At 72.4% G+C, this 18,072-nt stretch carries 17 protein-coding genes and 1 pseudogene; 14 read left to right on the top strand and 4 right to left on the bottom strand.

Features of this window, described 5'->3' with window-relative positions; genetic code table 11:
• Positions 1–48 precede the first annotated feature (48 nt).
• On the top strand, positions 49–906 hold the full coding sequence (locus H9623_RS05900) for a DUF3626 domain-containing protein (protein WP_193719129.1): 858 nt from the start codon (positions 49–51) through the stop codon (positions 904–906).
• The gene (locus H9623_RS05895) at positions 903–1,271 is read left to right on the top strand and encodes a TraR/DksA family transcriptional regulator (protein ID WP_407671848.1); all 369 of its coding nucleotides are present in this window, start codon (positions 903–905) and stop codon (positions 1,269–1,271) included. Before H9623_RS05900 ends, H9623_RS05895 begins: the two co-directional genes overlap by 4 nt.
• A 52-nt stretch (positions 1,272–1,323) precedes the next feature.
• Here H9623_RS05895 and H9623_RS05890 read toward each other — a convergent pair whose 3' ends face one another.
• Together H9623_RS05890 and H9623_RS05885 are read right to left on the bottom strand one after the other, a co-directional pair.
• Positions 1,324–2,058, bottom strand: coding sequence for a glucose 1-dehydrogenase (locus H9623_RS05890; protein ID WP_193719128.1), 735 nt, complete (start codon positions 2,056–2,058; stop codon positions 1,324–1,326).
• A gap of 108 nt (positions 2,059–2,166) precedes the next feature.
• Positions 2,167–2,802, bottom strand: a complete 636-nt coding sequence (locus H9623_RS05885; RefSeq protein WP_193719127.1) for a TetR/AcrR family transcriptional regulator — start codon at positions 2,800–2,802, stop codon at positions 2,167–2,169.
• 252 nt (positions 2,803–3,054) lie between these two features.
• On the opposite strand from H9623_RS05885, the pseudogene H9623_RS05880 reads away from it, so the two are divergent.
• Positions 3,055–4,455, top strand: a pseudogene (locus H9623_RS05880) (glutamate decarboxylase).
• A gap of 112 nt (positions 4,456–4,567) precedes the next feature.
• Here the strand turns inward: H9623_RS05880 and H9623_RS05875 are convergent.
• Positions 4,568–5,806 carry an amidohydrolase gene (locus tag H9623_RS05875; protein WP_193719126.1) on the bottom strand — a complete coding sequence of 413 codons (1,239 nt, stop codon included), beginning with the start codon at positions 5,804–5,806 and terminating at the stop codon, positions 4,568–4,570.
• 206 nt (positions 5,807–6,012) lie between these two features.
• Here H9623_RS05875 and H9623_RS05870 point away from each other — a divergent pair, with 206 nt between their 5' ends.
• Together H9623_RS05870 and H9623_RS05865 are read left to right on the top strand one after the other, a co-directional pair.
• Positions 6,013–6,654 carry a hypothetical protein gene (locus tag H9623_RS05870; RefSeq protein WP_193719125.1) on the top strand — a complete coding sequence of 214 codons (642 nt, stop codon included), beginning with the start codon at positions 6,013–6,015 and terminating at the stop codon, positions 6,652–6,654.
• Positions 6,655–6,749: 95 nt separating this feature from the next.
• On the top strand, positions 6,750–7,490 hold the full coding sequence (locus H9623_RS05865; RefSeq protein ID WP_193719124.1) for a copper resistance CopC family protein: 741 nt from the start codon (positions 6,750–6,752) through the stop codon (positions 7,488–7,490).
• 356 nt (positions 7,491–7,846) lie between these two features.
• Here the strand turns inward: H9623_RS05865 and H9623_RS05860 are convergent, their stop codons facing one another.
• Positions 7,847–8,920, bottom strand: a complete 1,074-nt coding sequence (locus tag H9623_RS05860; protein ID WP_321575301.1) for a LacI family DNA-binding transcriptional regulator — start codon at positions 8,918–8,920, stop codon at positions 7,847–7,849.
• Between the two features lie 316 nt (positions 8,921–9,236).
• Between H9623_RS05860 and H9623_RS05855 the strand changes: the two genes are divergently transcribed.
• The 9 genes from H9623_RS05855 (at position 9,237) to H9623_RS05815 (ending at position 18,058) form a co-directional block, all read left to right on the top strand.
• Entirely contained in the window at positions 9,237–10,547 is a 1,311-nt protein-coding gene (locus H9623_RS05855) for an ABC transporter substrate-binding protein (RefSeq protein WP_193719123.1), read from the top strand.
• A gap of 204 nt (positions 10,548–10,751) precedes the next feature.
• Positions 10,752–11,705, top strand: coding sequence for a carbohydrate ABC transporter permease (locus tag H9623_RS05850; protein WP_193719122.1), 954 nt, complete (start codon positions 10,752–10,754; stop codon positions 11,703–11,705).
• Positions 11,702–12,721: a carbohydrate ABC transporter permease gene (locus tag H9623_RS05845; RefSeq protein WP_321575300.1), complete on the top strand. Its 1,020-nt coding sequence runs from the start codon at positions 11,702–11,704 to the stop codon at positions 12,719–12,721. The genes H9623_RS05850 and H9623_RS05845 overlap by 4 nt, the downstream gene beginning before the upstream one ends.
• Positions 12,722–12,777: 56 nt before the next feature.
• Positions 12,778–14,583: a glycoside hydrolase family 35 protein gene (locus H9623_RS05840; RefSeq protein ID WP_321575299.1), complete on the top strand. Its 1,806-nt coding sequence runs from the start codon at positions 12,778–12,780 to the stop codon at positions 14,581–14,583.
• 385 nt (positions 14,584–14,968) lie between these two features.
• Positions 14,969–15,136 carry a 50S ribosomal protein L33 gene (gene rpmG, locus H9623_RS05835; protein WP_056761099.1) on the top strand — a complete coding sequence of 56 codons (168 nt, stop codon included), beginning with the start codon at positions 14,969–14,971 and terminating at the stop codon, positions 15,134–15,136.
• A 9-nt stretch (positions 15,137–15,145) separates the two neighbouring features.
• The gene (gene rpsN / locus H9623_RS05830; protein ID WP_193719121.1) at positions 15,146–15,451 is read left to right on the top strand and encodes a 30S ribosomal protein S14; all 306 of its coding nucleotides are present in this window, start codon (positions 15,146–15,148) and stop codon (positions 15,449–15,451) included.
• Positions 15,452–15,474: 23 nt separating this feature from the next.
• Positions 15,475–15,774 (top strand): type B 50S ribosomal protein L31, encoded by a 300-nt coding sequence (locus H9623_RS05825; protein ID WP_193719120.1) that lies wholly within the window; start codon positions 15,475–15,477, stop codon positions 15,772–15,774.
• Between the two features lie 320 nt (positions 15,775–16,094).
• Positions 16,095–16,376, top strand: coding sequence for an HU family DNA-binding protein (locus tag H9623_RS05820; RefSeq protein ID WP_030150363.1), 282 nt, complete (start codon positions 16,095–16,097; stop codon positions 16,374–16,376).
• 206 nt (positions 16,377–16,582) lie between these two features.
• On the top strand, positions 16,583–18,058 hold the full coding sequence (locus tag H9623_RS05815) for a YibE/F family protein (protein WP_193719119.1): 1,476 nt from the start codon (positions 16,583–16,585) through the stop codon (positions 18,056–18,058).
• The last annotated feature ends 14 nt before the right edge of the window (positions 18,059–18,072 follow it).

Here is an 18,072-nt window from a genome sequence, read left to right as displayed (position 1 = left end):
GCGCGCCGTGCGGGAGGCGGCCCGACCGCCCCGTGGTGCCATCGAGGGATGGACCCCCGTGCAGCCCTCGAGCACGTGGCCGCCCGTGCGCTCGACGGGCCGCCCGTCCACGAGGGTGCCCGGATCGCGCTGCACTTCCACCCCGACGCCGACCTGCGGGGCGAGCCGACCCTCGGGCGCATCCTCGACGACGGCGCGTACCTCTCGCAGTTCGCGACCGGGACGAGCAACGGCGGTCTCACCGCGGCGAGCCGCGGCGACCGGTGGCGCTGGGAGCAGCGCATCTTCGGCGGGCTGTACGACGACGTCCCGGTGCGCGAGCGTCCCGTCTACGGGGCCCTGACGCTCGACGACGACCCGTACGGGCCCGCCCCCCGGTTCGGGTCGGCGTGGTTCCGCCTGCGCCGCCAGACCCTGGACCGTGCGACGTTCGCCTACCCGGACAGCGTCCTCGAGCCCGAGGCGTTCGGCGTGGCGCAGCGGATGGGACTCGTCGAGCTGCTCCGGGCGAGGCCGGGGAGCGACCTGCTGGACCGTTACGTCGAGGCGCACGTGCACGGAGGGGTGGCCGTCCCGGGTGACGTCGAGGCCCTCGTGCTCGACCCGTCCTACCGGGAGGTGCTCGGCGAGGCGCTGCGGGGGACCGACCTGGCGGTCGAGTGGCACCCGGGGTACGTGGTCGACGTCGACACGATCGCCCGGCACGCCGACTACCGGGGTGCCGACGTCGTCGGGCTGGCGGCCCGGGTCGCGGAGGACGGGGTCCTCACGCCAGCGGTCCTCGGGCGTCGGCGAGGCGCACCGGGCATCGACCCCCAGATGCTCAAGCGCGTGTGGCACTGCCTGGCCCGGTTCGGGCGCGCGGCCGCCGCCGCGGTGCCCGACCCTGCCCCGGGGCCGTCGTGACGGGCGCTCCCGGGGTGGACGACGCCGTCGTGCGGGCGCGGTTGATGGCCCTGCGGGACGAGGCCCTGGCCCGGCAGGAGGCGCTGCGCGGCGAGGTCGCCGGGATCGTCGAGGCCTCCAAGGACTCGAACGCCGACGACGAGCACGACCCCGACGGCGCGACGATCGCGTTCGAGCGCGCGCAGGTCGGGGCGCTGCAACGGCTCGCGGCGCAGCAGGCGGCGGAGGCCGACGCCGCGCTCGCGCGGCTCGACGCCGGGACGTACGGGACGTGCGAGACGTGCGGGCGGCCCGTCGGGGAGGGGCGGCTCGAGGCGCGCCCGACGGCGCGGCAGTGCATCGTGTGCGCGTCGGCCGCGCGGTAGACGGGCCGAGGCGGACCCGGTGGGTCCGCCTCGGCACCGTGTCGCGGACGCCCTACTTGTGGGGCACGCCCGCGATGAGCCCACCGTCGACGATGAACTCCGAGCCGGTCGAGTAGCTCGACTCGTCGCTCGCGAGGAACAGCACGAGCTGCGAGACCTCCTCGGGCTCGGCCGCGCGGCCCAGCGGGATGTGGAGGTCGTCCGAGCTGATCGTGGCGGTCATGGGCGTCTTGATGAAGCCCGGGTGGACCGAGTTGACGCGCACGCCCGACGGTCCGAGGTCCAGGGCGACGGACTTGGTGAGCCCGCGGACACCGAACTTCGACGCGACGTAGCCGTGCAGGCCCGCGCTGCCGCGCATGCCCTCGACCGACGAGATGTTGATGATCGACCCGCGTCCGGCCTTCGCCATGATCGGCGAGACGGCGTGGATCCCCAGGAACGTGCCCGTGAGGTTGATGTCGATGATCTTGCGCCACATCTCGGGCGTGAACTCGGTGATGCCGGCGGCGTTCGCGATGCCCGCGTTGTTCACGAGGACGTCGATGCGCCCGAACGTCTCGAGCGTGAAGGCGACGGCCGCGGCCCAGTCCTCCTCCTTGGTCACGTCGAGGTGGACGTAGGCGGCGTTCTCGCCGAGCTCGGCGGCGAGCGCCTCGCCCTTGGCGTCGTCGAGGTCGGCGATGACGACCTTGCCGCCCTCGGCGACGAGCGCCTTGGCGTGGGTCACACCCATGCCTCCGGTTCCTCCGGTGACGATGGCGACCTTGTTGAAGACACGGCCCATGGTGGGGCCTCCTTTCGGTGTGCCCGGGGTCGGGGAACCCTCGTGGGGTGCCCGACGGCGGAGCGTGCGGTGGGTGGTGCCGCCCGCCTGGGCGGTGGGTGCGCCGGGTCAGTTGGGCGCGGTCCACCAGGGGGCGAGCGACGTGCGGGTGATCCGGGGGAAGAACCCCGGGTCGCGGGGGGCGGGGGTGGCGAGCCACGCCTCGAGGGCGCCGACCGAGCCGAGCGCGACGTAGCAGGCGTACGCGCGGGCGGCCTGCTCGACGTCCGTCTGCTCGGCGTCGCAGGGCAGCGGCATGAGGTGCGGGCGCTCCAGGAGGAAGGCGCGCAGGGTCTCGGAGAAGTGCTCGGCGAGGAGGCGGAACAGGGGGGCGCTGAGGCCGCCCTGGAGTGCGCGCTCGTAGATCGCCGTGTGTGCGTCGACGTGGCCGACGAGCGCCTGGGTGATGGTGTCGACGAGCTGGCGGGGGTCGGTCCTCGGGGGGGCGTCGGGCCCGGTCGCGGGTCCGGGCGGGAGGCCCTGGGCCGCGGTGTAGAAGTCGTCCCGGATCTCGTCGAGCTCGGTGCGCAGGATGCTCGTGAGGAGGTCGGCGGGGCTGCTCGCGTGGTCGTAGAAGGTCGCACGGTTGATCCCGGCGTGGGCGGAGACCTGCGAGACCGTGAGCTCGTCGATGTCCTGCTGGGCGGCGAGCTCGAGGACGGCTGCGCGGAGTGCTGAGCTGGTGCGCTCGGTACGGGGGTCCATGTCGCCTTTTCTGGTGCGTGGTGGGTGCTGCGGCCGCCTCTCCGGGCGGCGGAACGAAGTGACACTTCGACAGTACGCTCGTGCCAGAAGTTAGGCAACACGTGTCGCTTATCCTCCTCGGAGGGCCACCGAGCGCACGCCGGACCTCCCACCTACCGTGGAAGGAGCGGGCTGGGTCCGGCGGCACGACGGCGTCGGCCCGCCCGGTGGGCGTGCCGACCGACCCACCCCCGTCCTGCCAGAGGAACGAACATGTCCGGATCGAACCGTGGTGCAGAGTCCGAGGAGCGCGACGTCGTCGCCATGAACCCGTTGTTCTCCCGACCGGGGGAGGCGACCGAGCTTCCGCGCAACGTCCTGCCGCCGGGGGAGTCCTTCCCCGAGACGGCCTACCAGATCGTCCACGACGAGGCGATGCTCGACGGCAACGCACGGCTCAACCTCGCGACGTTCGTCGGGACGTGGATGGATCCCTACGCGCAGCGTCTCAACGCGGAGACCGCCGACAAGAACATGATCGACAAGGACGAGTACCCGGCCACCGCAGCGATCGAGACCCGGTGCTGGAAGATCCTCGGCGACCTGTGGAACGCGCCGGACCCGGCGAGGACGATCGGGACGTCCACCATCGGGTCGTCCGAGGCCGCCATGCTGGGCGGGCTCGCGCTCAAGCGCCGCTGGCAGCACGCGCGCCGGGCCGCGGGGAAGCCGACCGAGAAGCCCAACCTGGTCCTGTCGAGCGCCGTCCAGGTCTGCTGGGAGAAGTTCTGCAACTACTGGGACGTCGAGGCCCGCTACGTCCCCATCTCGCTCGAGCACAAGGTGCTCGACGGGTTCGAGCTCGAGAAGTAGGTGGACGAGAACACGATCGGCGTGGTCACGATCCTCGGGGTCACGTACACCGGGGCCTACGAGCCGGTCACGGAGATCGCAGCGGCTCTCGACCGCATCCAGGCCGCCACGGGGCTCGACGTCCCCATCCACGTCGACGGCGCGTCGGGGGCCATGATCGCGCCCTTCCTCCAGCCGGACCTCGTGTGGGACTTCCGGGTGGACCGGGTGGCGTCGATCAACACCTCGGCCCACAAGTACGGGCTCGTGTACCCCGGGCTCGGGTGGGTCGTCTGGCGGGACGAGGGCGTGCTACCGGAGGACCTCGTGTTCTCCGTGAGCTACCTGGGCGGCGACATGCCGACGTTCGCGCTCAACTTCTCCCGGCCGGGCTCGCAGGTGCTGCTCCAGTACTACCTGTTCCTGCGCCTCGGCCACGACGGCTACTACAAGGTGCAGAAGGCGTCGCAGGACGTCGCGCTGTACCTCTCGGGCGAGATCGCGAAGATGCCGCAGTTCGACCTGTGGAACGACGGGAGCGACATCCCGGTCTTCGCGTGGAGCCTCACGAAGGGATACACCGACAAGTGGACGCTCTACCACCTGTCCGAGCGGCTGCGGACCAAGGGGTGGCTCCTGCCGTCCTACCCCATGCCCGTGGACCTCGAGGACCTGACGGTCCAGCGCATCGTCGTCCGCAACGGTCTGAGCCGGGATCTCGCGGCCAGCCTGCTCGGCGACATCCGGACCGAGGTCGCGTTCCTCGACGCGCTCGAGTCACCCATGCCCGTCGAGGCCGTGAGCAAGGGCTTCCACCACTGACGGCTCTCCGGCTCGACGCCGGGCGTGCAGTCCGGGTCGTCCCCCAGGCACGGGGAACGACCCGGACTGCACGCTCGGCGACCGGGTACCGGCCCGCCCGACGTCCGGGAGGTCAGCCCGCGAAGCGCTCCCCGCGCTCGACGACCCGGCCCGCTCCGCGCCCACCGGCCGCCGCACGGTCCCACGTGTAGACCTCGGTGCCGGTCACGAACACGTTCTCGGCGCGCGACGTCACGTCGAGCGGGTCACCGGACCAGATCACGACGTCGCCGTCGAGCCCGGGGCGCAGCGAGCCGACGCGGTCGTCGAGCCCCAGGAACGCGGCGGGGTTGGTCGTGAGCGCCTGGATCGCGACGTCGCGGTCCAGCCCCTCCTTCACGGCGAGCGACGCCTGGTGCACCAGGAAGTTGATGGGCACCACGGGGTGGTCGGTCGTGATCGCGACGCGCACCCCGGCCCGCGCGAGAGCGCCCAGGCTCGCGATGTCGCGGTTGCGGAGCTCGATCTTGGAGCGCGACGTGAACAGCGGGCCGAAGATGACGGGCACGTCGCGCTCGGCGAGGACGTCGGCGACGGCGGCGCCGTCGGTCCCGTGGTTGATGACGAGCTGGTAGCCGAACTCGTCGGCGAGACGCAGCGCGGTCGCGATGTCGTCGGCGCGGTGCGTGTGCTGGTCCCAGTAGAGCTCGCCCGCGAGCACGCGGCCCAGCGTCTCCTTGGCGAGGTCGCGCTCGAACGGCTCGCCCTTGGCCTGCGCCGCGTCGCGCTTGGCGACGTAGTTCTGGGCGTCGACGAACGCCGTGCGGATGACGTTCGCGACGCCCAGGCGCGTCGAGGGGAGCTTCTTCTGGTCGCCGTAGACGCGCTTGGGGTTCTCGCCCAGCGCCGACTTCACCGACACGGCCTCGCGGATGACCTGCTCGTCGACGGTCCGCCCGCCCCAGGTCTTGATCGCGACGGTCTGGCCGCCGATCGGGTTGCCCGAGCCGGGCTTGATGACGGCCGACGTCACGCCGCCCACGAGCGCGTCACGGAAGCCCTCGTCCTCGATGTTGATGGCGTCCAGGGCGCGCAGCGCGGCGCCGTTGGGGTCGGTCATCTCGTTGGTGTCGTTGCCGGCCCAGCCCTCGGCCTCCTCCATGACGCCCATGTGGCCGTGCGACTCGACGAACCCGGGCAGGACCCAGCGCCCTCCGGCGTCGATCGTGCGGACGCCGGCGGGCACGACGACGTCCTGGCCGACGGCCGTGATGACACCGTCCTCGACGAGGACGGTCGCGTTCTCCAGGGGTGCGGAGGCGACGGGGACGACGTAGCCGTTCGTGATGGCGATGCTGTTGCGTGTGGTCATGCGCTCTATCCTCTCCCCGACCGGGCACGACGATCATCAGGGGGCGACATGAGCCGCGCCGCGCACCGTCCTCGTCGTCGGCGTGTGCTGGACGGCCTTCTGGGGACTCGTGGCCGGGGCGGTCGTCCGAGCGCGTTCGCGGGCCCGTCCGCCGGGTCCCGGAGGCCGGATCCGACGCCGCGTCATGTCCCGCTAGGGTGGTCCCCGTGCTCACCCAGGTCGCCGGTCCGCTGCGTGTCGCGCGCGCTGGCCTCGTCGCGGCACTGGTGCTCGCCCTGGCGTCGCTCGCGCACCGCGCCGCGGGCGGCACGCTCCCGCACCCGCTGATCCTCGTCGCCCTGGCCTCGTTCACGATGGCCGGCGCGACGTTCGCGGCCCGCTTCCGCCTCACGTTCCCGCGCCTCGTCGCGGTCCTCGGCACGGGGCAGGTCGCGCTGCATCACGGCCTGGGGTTCTCCGCGGGCGTCGCGTGCTCCCCGGTCCCGGGGGGTCATGCGGGGCACGCCGAGCCGGGGCGGGTCGCGTCGTGCGTGACGGTCGCGCCCCTGCCCGACGGCGTCGCGCACCTCCCGCACGACGCCACCACCGGGGTGTGGATGGTCCTGGCGCACGTGCTCGCGACCCTGGTCGTGGCCCTGGTCGTCGCGCACGGCGAGCGTGCGCTGGGCCTGCTGCTGGCGTGGCTCGCACCGCGTGGCGCCCTGGCCGACCTTCTTCCTGCGCTGCCGGTCGTGCACCGGCTCCCGGCTCCGCTCGCGGCGCCGTCCCGTGCCGCGACGGTCCACCTGCGGATCCCGACGACGCGTGGGCCGCCCGTGCCCGCCCGGCCCGTCGCCCTCCCTTCCTGACCCTGTCCGCGCTCGCGCGCGGGCCATCGACGAGGCCGGTCGCCACCGGGTACCCCTTGCGCGAGCCCACGCCGCGCCTCATCGAGAGCCAGATCATGTCTTCGCAGACCGACCACTCCTTCCCCTCCCACCAGGACGTCCGCACGGGCCCCGTCCGTCGGACCGAGGCGCAGCCGACCCCGCGCCCCCGCGCGGTGGCCCTCGCCCGCCCGTCCGCCCCCGCAGGACCCGTCCGGCTCCTCGTCGCCACGCTCGCGGCCCTGGCCACGCTCGCGGCGACCCTGCTGCTCGGCGTCGTCGGCGCCGTCCCGGCCCAGGCGCACGACCGCATCCTCAGCTCGGACCCGGCCGACGGTGCCCAGCTCGACGCGGCCCCTGCGGCCCTGACCATGACGTTCAGCACCGAGCCCCTCGCGGTCGAGCCGCAGGTCGTCGTGACCGACACGGCCGGGACCGTCGTCGCGCAGGGCGCCCCCACGATCGAGGGGACCTCCGCGACGTTCCCGTGGCCCGCCGAGCTGACCGGTGACACCTACACGGTCGCGTGGCGCGTCGTGTCCTCGGACGGGCACCCCATCGAGGGCACGTTCTCGTTCGCGGTCGCCGCGGCCCCCGAGCTCGTCGAGACACCGGCGACCGAGGAGACCGTGTCCGCGACGCCGTCGGGCAGCACAGACGAGGGCGACGAGACGACGGCGACCGACGTGGTGACCGACGAGGACACCGACGAGGGGCGCTCGATCGCGCCGCTGCTCGTCGGGATCGGCGTGCTCGCCGCGGCCGCCGTGGTCGTCGCGGTGCTGATCGTGCGTCGTCGCCGCCACGACCAGGTCTGATCCGGGTCCGAACCCGGTCTGACGACGCGGCGGAGCGCCTGCCGGCGCGGACGCCGGGACGGCCCGTGCGGTGCCTCTCGAGGGCTCCGCACGGGCCGTTCGCGTGCACCGACGGCGACCCGACGGCAGAATGTGACACGAGTCACGTCCTGGTGGTGTATCAGTCCTGCACCACCCCCCTCTGCTTCGGTGAACGCTCGGTCGTCGATGGGGGTCGTGACGGGCGTGAGGGTCGGAGGCGGCCCGTGGCGCGAGCCCCGCAGGGGGGTGCTCACGCGACGGGTCGCCTTCGGCGCGTCCGGGGTCGTCCGCTCCGCCGACGCAGGGAGCCCGCGGCCCCGCCGGCTCCCCGAGACTCAGCGCGGCGGTGCCGTGCTGAGGCGCACCGCGAGCTCGGGCAGCACGACCTCGGGCTCGTGCACGGTCGTCGGGTCCGCGATGAGCGCGATCACGTGCTCGACCGCGAGGCGACCGGTCAGGTGGAACGGCTGGCGGACCGTGGTGAGCGGGGGGGAGCAGTACGCCGCGAGCGCGATGTCGTCCATACCCACGACCGACACGTCCTCGGGCACCCGGCGGCCCATCTCGGTCAGGCCGCGGATCAGCCCGAACGCCATCTCGTCGCTCGCGACGAACACCGCGGTGACCTCGGGCAGACGGCCCAGGACCAGGCCGTTGCGATAGCCCGACTCGGGGCTCCAGTCGCCGTAGAGCACGGGCGGCTCGGTGCGCCCGGCGTCGTGCAGCGCCGCCTGCCACCCGGCCGTGCGGCCGTTCGCGTCGTTCCACGACGGGGGGCCCGCGAGGTGCCACACGGTCTCGTGGCCCAGCTCCAGGAGGTGCTCGGTCGCGGCGCGCCCCGCGGCGACCTGGTCCACCGCGACGACCTCGGTCGCCGACGACTGCATGCCGTCCACGACGACGGTCGGGGTGCCGTGGATGAGGTCGCCCAGCGAGTCGTCGTCACGCACCGGCACGGCGATGACCAGGCCGTCGACACCCTGGTCCAGGAGCCGGTCGACGGCCTGGGCGATCGAGGCGGGGGAGAGCGACGCGGTGCTGGCGGTGCTCACGAAGTAGCCGCCGTCGCGTGCCGCGCGCTGCATCCCGAGCATCATCGCGCTGCCCGAGTAGAAGTCCGTCTCGTGCGTGATGACCCCGATGGTCCTGCTGCGTCCGGTCACGAGCGCCCGCGCGAGGCTGTTGCGGCGGTACCCGGTCTGCTCGACCGCGGCGCGGACCCGGTTGCGGGTGGTCTCGTTGACGTTGGGGTGCCCCGACAGGACGCGCGAGACGGTCTGGGCGGAGACCCCGGCGACGCGCGCGACGTCGGCCATCGCGGGTCCGCGGCCTCGCGGGGGAGCGGCCGTGGTGGTGCTCGGCGCCGGCTCGGACCGCTCGGCCCCCTCGGACCGTGACGGTGGTTCCACGTGCTCTCCTTCGGGCGTGAGGGCCGGTCGCGGAGCGTCCGGCACCTCGGTGTGCGCTGCCACGGATGTGCACCGCAGCGTAGTGGACGCCAACACCGCAGGGCCTTCCGGGCTCCACGTCGCCGTCATCCAATTGTTACATATGTTGACCATAACAGTCAGATCGTGCAGCGAGAAGTGACGGAATCACGCAGACCGAGCATCCACGTGTTGCAAGGGTTGTGATCCATATCAACCCTGTGCCAGAGTGTGCCCCACGCAGACCGCGGCGCCGTCGCCGCTCCATCCTCAGCACAGTGTGGTCAGAAGGAGAGTCATGAAGTCATCGATCATCAAGGCAGCCGGGGTCGCGTCGATCCTCACCCTCACGGTGGGCGGCCTGACCGGCTGCGCGTCCGGCTCGACGTCCGGCGGCGGCTCATCCGAGGGAGACGGCAAGGTCAAGGAGGTCGAGGTCTGGACCTGGGCCGCCGGGTACGACGAGGCGGCCAAGGCGTTCAACGCCTCGCACGACGACATCCAGATCAAGTACACGCAGATCGAGCCGGGCAACAAGGGCGGCTACGACAAGGTCCGCAACTCGATCACCGCGGGCAACGCCCCGTGCCTCGCCCAGGTGGGCTACGAGACCCTCCCCAGCTTCGTCGCCGAGGGCAACGTCGTGGACGTGACCGAGTTCGCCTCGGCCGACAAGGGCCTCTACGCCCCCGCGGGCTGGGCCGGCGTCACGGTGGGCGACAAGGTCTACGGAGCCCCGCAGGACCAGGGCCCCATGGTGCTCTTCTACAACAAGACCGTCTTCGAGGCGAACGGCGTGGCCGTGCCGACCACGTGGGACGAGTACCAGGCTGCGGGCGAGCAGCTCAAGGCCGCGGGCGTCAAGCTCACGGGGACCTACGAGGACTACGACTACTCGGGCTTCGCGTGGCAGGCCGGCGCCCCCTGGTACGAGATCAAGGACGGTGCCTGGTCCATCACGCCCGACTCGCCCGAGAACCTCGACGTGGCCGACTACTGGCAGGGCCTGATCGACGCCGACCTGATCGGTGCGGGCATCTGGAGCGACGAGTGGTCCGCGGGCCTCGGCGACGGCTCGATCGCCACGATCGTGGGCGCGGCCTGGTTCTCCGGCATCCTCAAGGACTCCGCGGCGGCCTCGGCCGGCGACTGGGCCGTGGCCGAGCTCCCGCAGTGGGAGGCCGGGGACGCCAAGACCGGCAACGTGGGTGGCAGCCTCTCGGCGGTCCTCAAGGGCTGCGACGACCCCGAGGCCGCGTGGACCGTGGCCAACTGGCTCAGCACGGACCCGGAGTCGGTCGACGCGCTCATCGAGGGCGGCGGTGTCTACCCGGCCTCGCTCGCGGGCCTCGAGTCCGACCTCCTCACCTCGGGTGACGACTACTTCGGCGGCCAGGTCGTCGCCGACGTCTTCAAGACCGCCTCGGGACAGGTCAACGAGGACTGGGCCTGGGGCCCCGGCGTCTCGACGCTGGTCGGCACGCTCGCCACGGGCATGAAGCAGGCCTACGCCAAGGAGGGCGGCGCGACCGTCGCGACCGCGCTCACGGGCGCCCGCGAGGCGACCGAGTCCGAGCTCACGCAGCAGGGCATCGCCGTCAACGAGTGACCTGACGGCCCCGCACGACCCGCACGAACGGTGCGACACGGCCTCGACGGCCGGGTCGCGCCGGGCAGCACTCGGGCAGCACCCGAGCAGCACCCGAGCAGCACAGCAGCAGAAGGCCCGACGACGCCACGCACCCCCGAGCACCGGTGCACCTGTGCGCGTGACGTCGTCGGGCACCACGACGCATCCCCCTGAGGAACTCCCATGACCACGAGCCTGACGTCGGCGGCACCGCCGCCGGTGGAGACGAAGCGCGCGGCGAGCACGCCGCCCCAGAGGCGGCGCAGCCGGACCGGTCGCTACGCGATCTGGTTCGTCGGACCGTTCGTCCTGCTGTTCGTGGCCATGTACATCGCGCCGATCCTCTTCGCGGTCTACAAGAGCCTCTTCCGGATCCAGCGCGACGCGCTCGGCCTGGGCGGGACGCAGGAGATCTTCGACCCCCTGTTCAACTACGCGTACGCGCTGGGTGACGAGAAGTTCATCAGCTCGATCGGCCGCGTGCTCCTGTTCGGCGTGGTGCAGGTGCCCGTCATGCTGGCTCTCGCGCTCGGGATCGCGCTCCTCATCGACTCGGCCTCGGCGCGCGCCAAGGGCTTCTTCCGCCTGTCGAGCTTCGCGCCCTACGCCGTGCCGACCGTCGTCTCGGCGCTCATGTGGTCGTTCCTCTACTCGCCCACCAACGGCCCGATGGGGCAGCTCCTCGGGTGGCTCGGGATCGAGGCCAACTTCCTCAGCCAGGACCTCGCCCTGTGGGCCGTCGCGAACGTCGTGACCTGGGGCTGGACCGGCTACAACATGATCATCATCTACGCCGCCCTGCAGGGGGTCCCGGGGGACGTGCTCGAGGCCGCCAAGCTCGACGGTGCCTCGCCGTGGCGCACCGCGTGGAGCATCAAGGTCCCGCTCGTGCGGCCCGCGATCCTGCTCACCACGATCTTCTCCATCATCGGCTCGGCCCAGCTCTACAACGAGCCGTTCGTGCTCAAGCAGAGCACCGGGGCGATCGACGCGAGCTACACGCCGATCATGGCCGCGCAGGCCTCGCTCCAGGCCGCCAACTACCCGTACGCGGCGGCCCAGTCGGTGCTGCTCGCCGTCGGCGTGGCCGTCCTCTCCGTCCTCTTCTTCCGTCTGACGTCCAGGAGGTCCTCGTGACCACGAGCAGAACGCCCGTCGTGGCCGAGACCCCGGGCGACCGCCCGCGCCATGACCGCTCCGCCAGGGAGGGGGTCGCCCGGAAGCGCTCCGCCCGGAAGCGCTCCGCCCGGAAGGCGGCCGCCGGGACGAGGGGCGCCGGGAAGGGGCCGGCGGGCGGCCTGCGCGGCGACTCGATCGAGACCACGGCGACGAGCCGCATCGCGGTCACCGCGGTCCTCGCACTGACCGCCGTGTACTTCCTGTTCCCCCTGTGGTGGCTGTTCGTCGCCGCCACCAAGGACGCCGGATACACCTTCGCCGGCAGCCCCCTGTGGTTCTCGAACTTCGACCTGTTCGGCAACATCGGTGACCTCTTCGCGTACAAGGACGGCATCTTCGCCGTCTGGACGGCCAACTCGGCGCTCTACTCGATCGTCGGCGCCGGCCTCGGGACGCTCATCGCGGTCGCGACGGGCTACGCCCTGGCCAAGTACGAGTTCCGCGGCAAGGGCGTGCTGTTCGGCGTGGTCCTGGGGGCGGTCCTCATCCCCAAGGTCCTGTTCACGCTGCCGCTGTTCCTCATGTTCTCCGAGACCGGCATCGTCAACACGTACCTCGCGGTGCTCCTGCCCAGCATCGTCAGCCCGTTCGGCGTCTACCTCGGGCGCGTCTTCGCCGCGAGCTCGGTGCCCGACGAGGTCATCGAGGCCGCCCGCCTCGACGGCGCGAACGAGGGCCGGATCTTCTTCGGGGTCAGCCTCAAGATGATGGCCCCCGCGCTCGTCACCATCTTCCTGTTCCAGTTCGTCGAGATCTGGAACAACTTCCTGCTCCCCTCGCAGGTCCTCATCTCCGAGAACCTGCGCCCCGTCACGGTCGGGCTGGTGAGCTGGAACGCCCTGGTCCAGGCCGGCCAGATCGAGCGGCACATGGTCATCATCGGCGCGTTCGTGGCGGTCGTCCCGCTCATCGTCGCGTTCCTCTCCCTCCAGCGCTTCTGGCGCTCCGGACTCGCAGCGGGGGCCATCAAGTGAACCAGCAGCACCCAGCCGACCGGGCCCCGCGCCCGGCCGGCGGCCGGACCCTGCACGTGGACGGCACGAACCTCCTGCGGGACGGCGCCCCCCACCGCATGCTCTCGGGCTCGATCCACTACTTCCGGGTCCACCCGGACCTGTGGGAGGACCGCCTGCTGCGCCTGCGCGCCATGGGCCTCAACACGGTCGACACCTACGTCCCGTGGAACTGGCACGAGGCCGAGCGCGGCACGTTCGACTTCACGGGGTGGCGCGACGTCGAGCGGTTCGTGCGCCTCGCGGGCGACCTCGGGCTCGACGTCGTGGTGCGCCCCGGGCCGTACATCTGCGCCGAGTGGGACAACGGTGGCCTGCCGGCGTGGCTCACGGCGCTCCCGGGCATCCGGCTGCGCTGCAGCGACGAGACGTACCTCGCCGCGGTCGCCGCCTGGTTCGACGAGCTGGTGCCACGCCTCGCCGCGCTCCAGGCGGTCCGGGGTGGCCCCGTCGTGGCCGTGCAGGTCGAGAACGAGTACGGCAGCTTCGGGGACGACCACGCCTACGTGGCGTGGGTACGTGACGCGCTCGTCGACCGGGGCATCGACGAGCTCCTCTTCACGGCCGACGGCCCCACGGACCTCATGCTCGACGGCGGGACGCTTCCCGGCGTGCTGGCGGCGGCAACGTTCGGCAGCCGCCCCGGGCAGGCGCTCGACAAGCTCACCGCGCGTCGCGGCGAGCAGCCCTTCGTGTGCGCCGAGTTCTGGAACGGGTGGTTCGACCACTGGGGCGACCCGCACCACGTGCGCGGCGCCGACAGCGCGGCGGCCGACGTGCGCGAGCTCCTCGACCTCGGCGGCTCCGTGAGCCTCTACATGGCGCACGGCGGGACGAGCTTCGGGCTCACCGCAGGCGCCAACCACGACGGGACCCGCCTGCAGCCCACGGTCACGAGCTACGACTCCGACGCCGCGGTGGCCGAGGACGGGAGCGTGACCCCCAAGTTCTTCGCGCTGCGCAAGGTGCTCAACGAGGTCCGGGGCGACGTCGGGGACACCCAGGACGACCGGTGGATCCAGCCGCCCGCCCGGCTCGGCGCCCGGACGCTGCCCCCGGTCACGACCCGGCCGCTCCTGACGGTCCTGCGCGCCTCGGGCACCGAGGTCGGCTCGACCGCGCCGCTGACGTTCGAGCAGCTCGGCCAGAACGCCGGGCTCGTGCTCCACACCGCGACCCCGGTCCTGCCGGCCGGGGACACCACGCTCTCGATCCTCGGTCTGCACGACCGCGCGACGGTCTACGTCGACGGCCACGAGGTCGGCGTCCTGGAGCGCGAGACCTCCCACCTGGGCCTCACGGTCCGCGGGCACGGGGTCCCCGTGCGGCTCGAGATCCTGGTGGAGAATCTCGGCCGCATCAACTACGGTCCGCGGCTCGGTGAGCACAAGGGCATCCTGGGTGACGTCCTGGTCGAGCGGCGCATCGTGCACGGCTGGACCTCGCGCTCGCTGCCGCTCGACCTGCTGCCCGTCGACGGGCTGTGGGCAGCCGCCCCTGCCCCTGCCGCTGCCCCTGCCGCGGCGCCCGCCGCCGTCGGGCCGCAGGGCGTGGTCGCACGGGTGACGCTCGACGTCGACGTCCCGGCCGACGCCTTCCTCGCCCTGCCGGGCTGGCGCAAGGGGTTCGTCTGGGTCAACGACGTGCTGCTCGGTCGCTACTGGGAGCGCGGCCCCCAGCACACCCTCTACGTCCCCGCGCCGCTGCTGCACGCAGGGAGCAACACCGTCACGGTCCTCGAGCTCCACGCGGTCGGTCACGATCTCGAGCTGACGGCCTCGGCCGTCCTCGGCGAGCCCGAGGAGTACGTCGAAGAGCTGTGACGCCCGTCGGTCGGGGGGACGGCCAGGGCGAAGCCGCTCACGCTGCGCGGGCGTCGACGACGTCCAGGTACCAAGGGCGCGGTGCCGTTCACGGTCGTGGGTGACGGCACTCAGGGCCGGGGAGTCGCGGGGGGATCGCGTCGTCCGAAGGATCTGGAGGGCGTCGAAGGGGTTCCGGGAATATCCGAGGCCCCGCGAGCGCTCCACCCCCAAGAGAACGATTCTCATCAGTGACCCGCTCGACCGGTGCCCCGGGCGCCGACCGCGAGGAGCCACGCCTCTGGGTGCCGTCGGTGGGCAGGCATGTCAGGGTGGGAAGGAGTGCCCACGCCGCGACCGTCCGCCCCGGGCGGGGTCGTCGGAGACATCGAGGGAGACACATCAGATGGCAGCACGCACCGAGCTGCGTCCCGTGGTCAGGCTGCGCTCGACCGCCGGGACCGGCTACACCTACGTCACGCGCAAGAACCGGCGCAACGACCCGGACCGGCTGACCCTGCTCAAGTACGACCCGGTCGCCCGGGCGCACGTCGCGTTCCGCGAGGAACGGTAGGGGAGCCGCATGGCCAAGAAGTCCAAGATCGCGCGCAACGAGCAGCGCGAGGTGATCGTCGCCCGGTACGCCCAGCGCCGTGCCGAGCTCAAGAAGATCATCGCGTCGCCCCGCGCCACGGACGCCGAGAAGGACGCCGCCGCAGCCGAGCTGCGGGCGCAGCCCCGCGACGCGAGCGCGACCCGCCTGCGCAACCGGGACGTGGTCGACGGTCGTCCGCGCGCCTACAACCGCCGCTTCGGCCTCTCCCGCATCCGGTTGCGCGACATGGCGCACCGCGGGGAGCTGCCGGGCGTCACCAAGTCCAGCTGGTAGTCGAGACACGCAGAGGAGCACCCATGAAGAAGGACATCCACCCCGAGTACGGGCCGGTCGTGTTCCGCGACGTCTCGGCCGACTTCGCGTTCCTGACGCGGTCCACGCTCGCCGGGAACAACCCCGGCGGTCCGGGCCGCCCGGACAAGACGATCGTGTGGACGGACGGCAACACCTACCCGGTGGTCGACGTCGACATCTCGAGCGCGAGCCACCCGTTCTACACGGGCACCGCGCGCGTCGTGGACACCGCGGGACGCGTGGAGAAGTTCCGTCAGCGGTACGGGAGCAAGGGCGGTTCCGCCGCGAGCGACGGCCGCTGAGACGCGGGCGCCGCGAGGACGGCGCAGCATTCCACGAGCCGCTCACCCCTCGGGGTGGGCGGCTCGTCCGCGTCGTGCTCGGCCCTGCGGTCGCGTGCCGACGTGGCCCGTCGGCGGGGTCCGGAGCCGCCCAGTAGGTCACATTCGGGGCGGATCGGACAAGATTCCGCGCTCAGAGGAACGACTTCGGCGCGGAAACGCGCGCGGAACCCCGTAGATTCCTTAGTGTTGTCCACGAAGTCCCGCCTCAGGGCTGGCAAACTGAGACCTCAACGTCCCGTGGTGCCCACTGCGGGGCGTGAACCGATGAAGGGATCCGCATGTCGCTCAACAAGTCTGAGCTCGTCTCGGCCATCGCCGCAAAGTCCGACCTCACCAAGGCTCAGGCCGAGAACGCCCTCAACGCGTTCCAGGAAGTCCTCGTCGAGTCGCTCGGCAAGGGCGAGGCCGTCAAGGTCACCGGCCTCCTCTCCGTCGAGCGCGTCGAGCGTGCCGCTCGCACGGGCCGCAACCCCCGCACCGGCGAGGAGATCCAGATCCCCGCTGGCTTCGGTGTCAAGATCAGCGCCGGCAGCCTCCTCAAGAAGGCCGTCACCAAGTGATCTTCGCGGCACGCTGAGGCGTGCCGCACCGCGGGGCCAGGCTCCGCATCTCGCGCAGAGGCCCGGGTGCCCGACGACGTCGGTCGCCCGGGCCTCTGTCGTCTCCGGAGGTGGCGGTCGCAGCGCGTCGCACCCACCGATAACCGTTCTCATTCTCTAGAGTGGGCGGGTCCTGGGCGTGCGCCCACCGCGACCCGAAGGGCGTCATGAGCCTCCCGCAGCACCCGACCAGCAGCGCGCCCGGAGAGCGTGGGTCCCGCACGGGGACCGCACGCCACGGTGCCCGCAGCTCCCGCACGGCCGGCCCGCCCGAGCACGGGGCGCGTCCCGGGCCACCCGCGGGCCGACGGGACGCGGACCCCCACGGCCACTCCCACGGGGGCGGTCCGGCGCTGCCCGCGACGCGCAGGGTCCGGCTCGCCCTGGCCGCGATCCTCGTCCCGGCGCTGCTGCTGACGGTCGTCGGGCTCGTCGCGCTCTGGCCGCGCGCGGCCGACCTGCCCGACCAGATCCCGTTCACGGCCCAGGGCACCCACGTGGTGCACGGCGTCGTGACGGGCGCGGCCGAGGTCGAGACCGGGCTCGTGCCCGTCCGCCTCGACGACGGCACCGAGACCGAGGTCGTCGCCCCGCCCGAGTACGTCCAGCACGGCTTCGAGGCCGGCGACCGCCTGCGGATGCTCTACATCTCCCAGGCAGAGGGGGACGGCGGCTCACCGTACGCGTTCCTCGACTTCGAGCGCTCCGTGCCGATCGCCGCGCTCGCGGTCGCGTTCGCGCTGCTCGTGCTCGCCGTCGCCCGGCTGCGAGGGCTCGCCGCGCTCGCCGGGCTCGCGATCGCCCTCGTGACGATCGCCCAGTTCACGCTGCCTGCCCTCCTCGCGGGGCAGGACGTCCTGCCCGTGGCGCTCGTGACGTCGTCGGCCGTCATGTTCGTGGTGCTCTACGTCGCGCACGGGTTCACGGCCCGGACCTCGACCGCGATGGTCGGCACCCTCGTGGGCCTCGTCCTCACGGCCGCCCTCGCCTCCTGGGGGGCCTCGACGGCGCGCATCACCGGCCTCACGTCCGAGGAGGCGCTCTGGCTCCCGTCCTACGCGCCCGGGATCGACCTGCAGGGCATCGCGATCTGCGGGATCGTGCTCGCGGGCATGGGGGTGCTCAACGACGTGACGATCACCCAGGCCTCGACCGTGTGGGAGCTGCGCGCCCTCGCGCCCTGGGCGTCGCGGCGCGAGCTCTTCGCGCGGGCCATGCGGATCGGTCGCGACCACATCGCCTCGACCGTCTACACCATCGCGTTCGCGTACGTGGGAGCCGCCCTGCCCCTGCTCATGGCCGTCTGGCTGTCCGACCAGGCGCTCGGCACGAGCCTCACGTCGGGGGAGATCGCCGAGGAGGTCGTCCGGACCCTCGTCGGCTCGATCGGTCTGGTGCTCGCGATCCCGCTGACGACGGCCGTCGCGGTCGCGGCGGTGCCCTCCGGCCGGGCGCTGCCCGTCGACCAGACCGGGACCGGCGAGCCCGGACCCGACCGGCGGGCACCCCTCGACGGGCCGACGGTCCACGGCCCGGCTGCTGGACCGTCTCGCGACGCCGGATCGGACGCCCCCGAGGCGCGACGCGGGAGCGTGCACCGCGACGAGGACGGCGACCTGGTCCGGAGCGGGCCCTTCACCTGATCAGCACGGACACC

It is taken from the genome of Oerskovia douganii (genome assembly GCF_015142735.1).
Taxonomy (GTDB): Bacteria; Actinomycetota; Actinomycetes; order Actinomycetales; family Cellulomonadaceae; genus Oerskovia; species Oerskovia douganii.
Note: the sequence above shows the minus strand (reverse complement) of the source record. Positions and strands in the feature narration are given on the sequence as shown.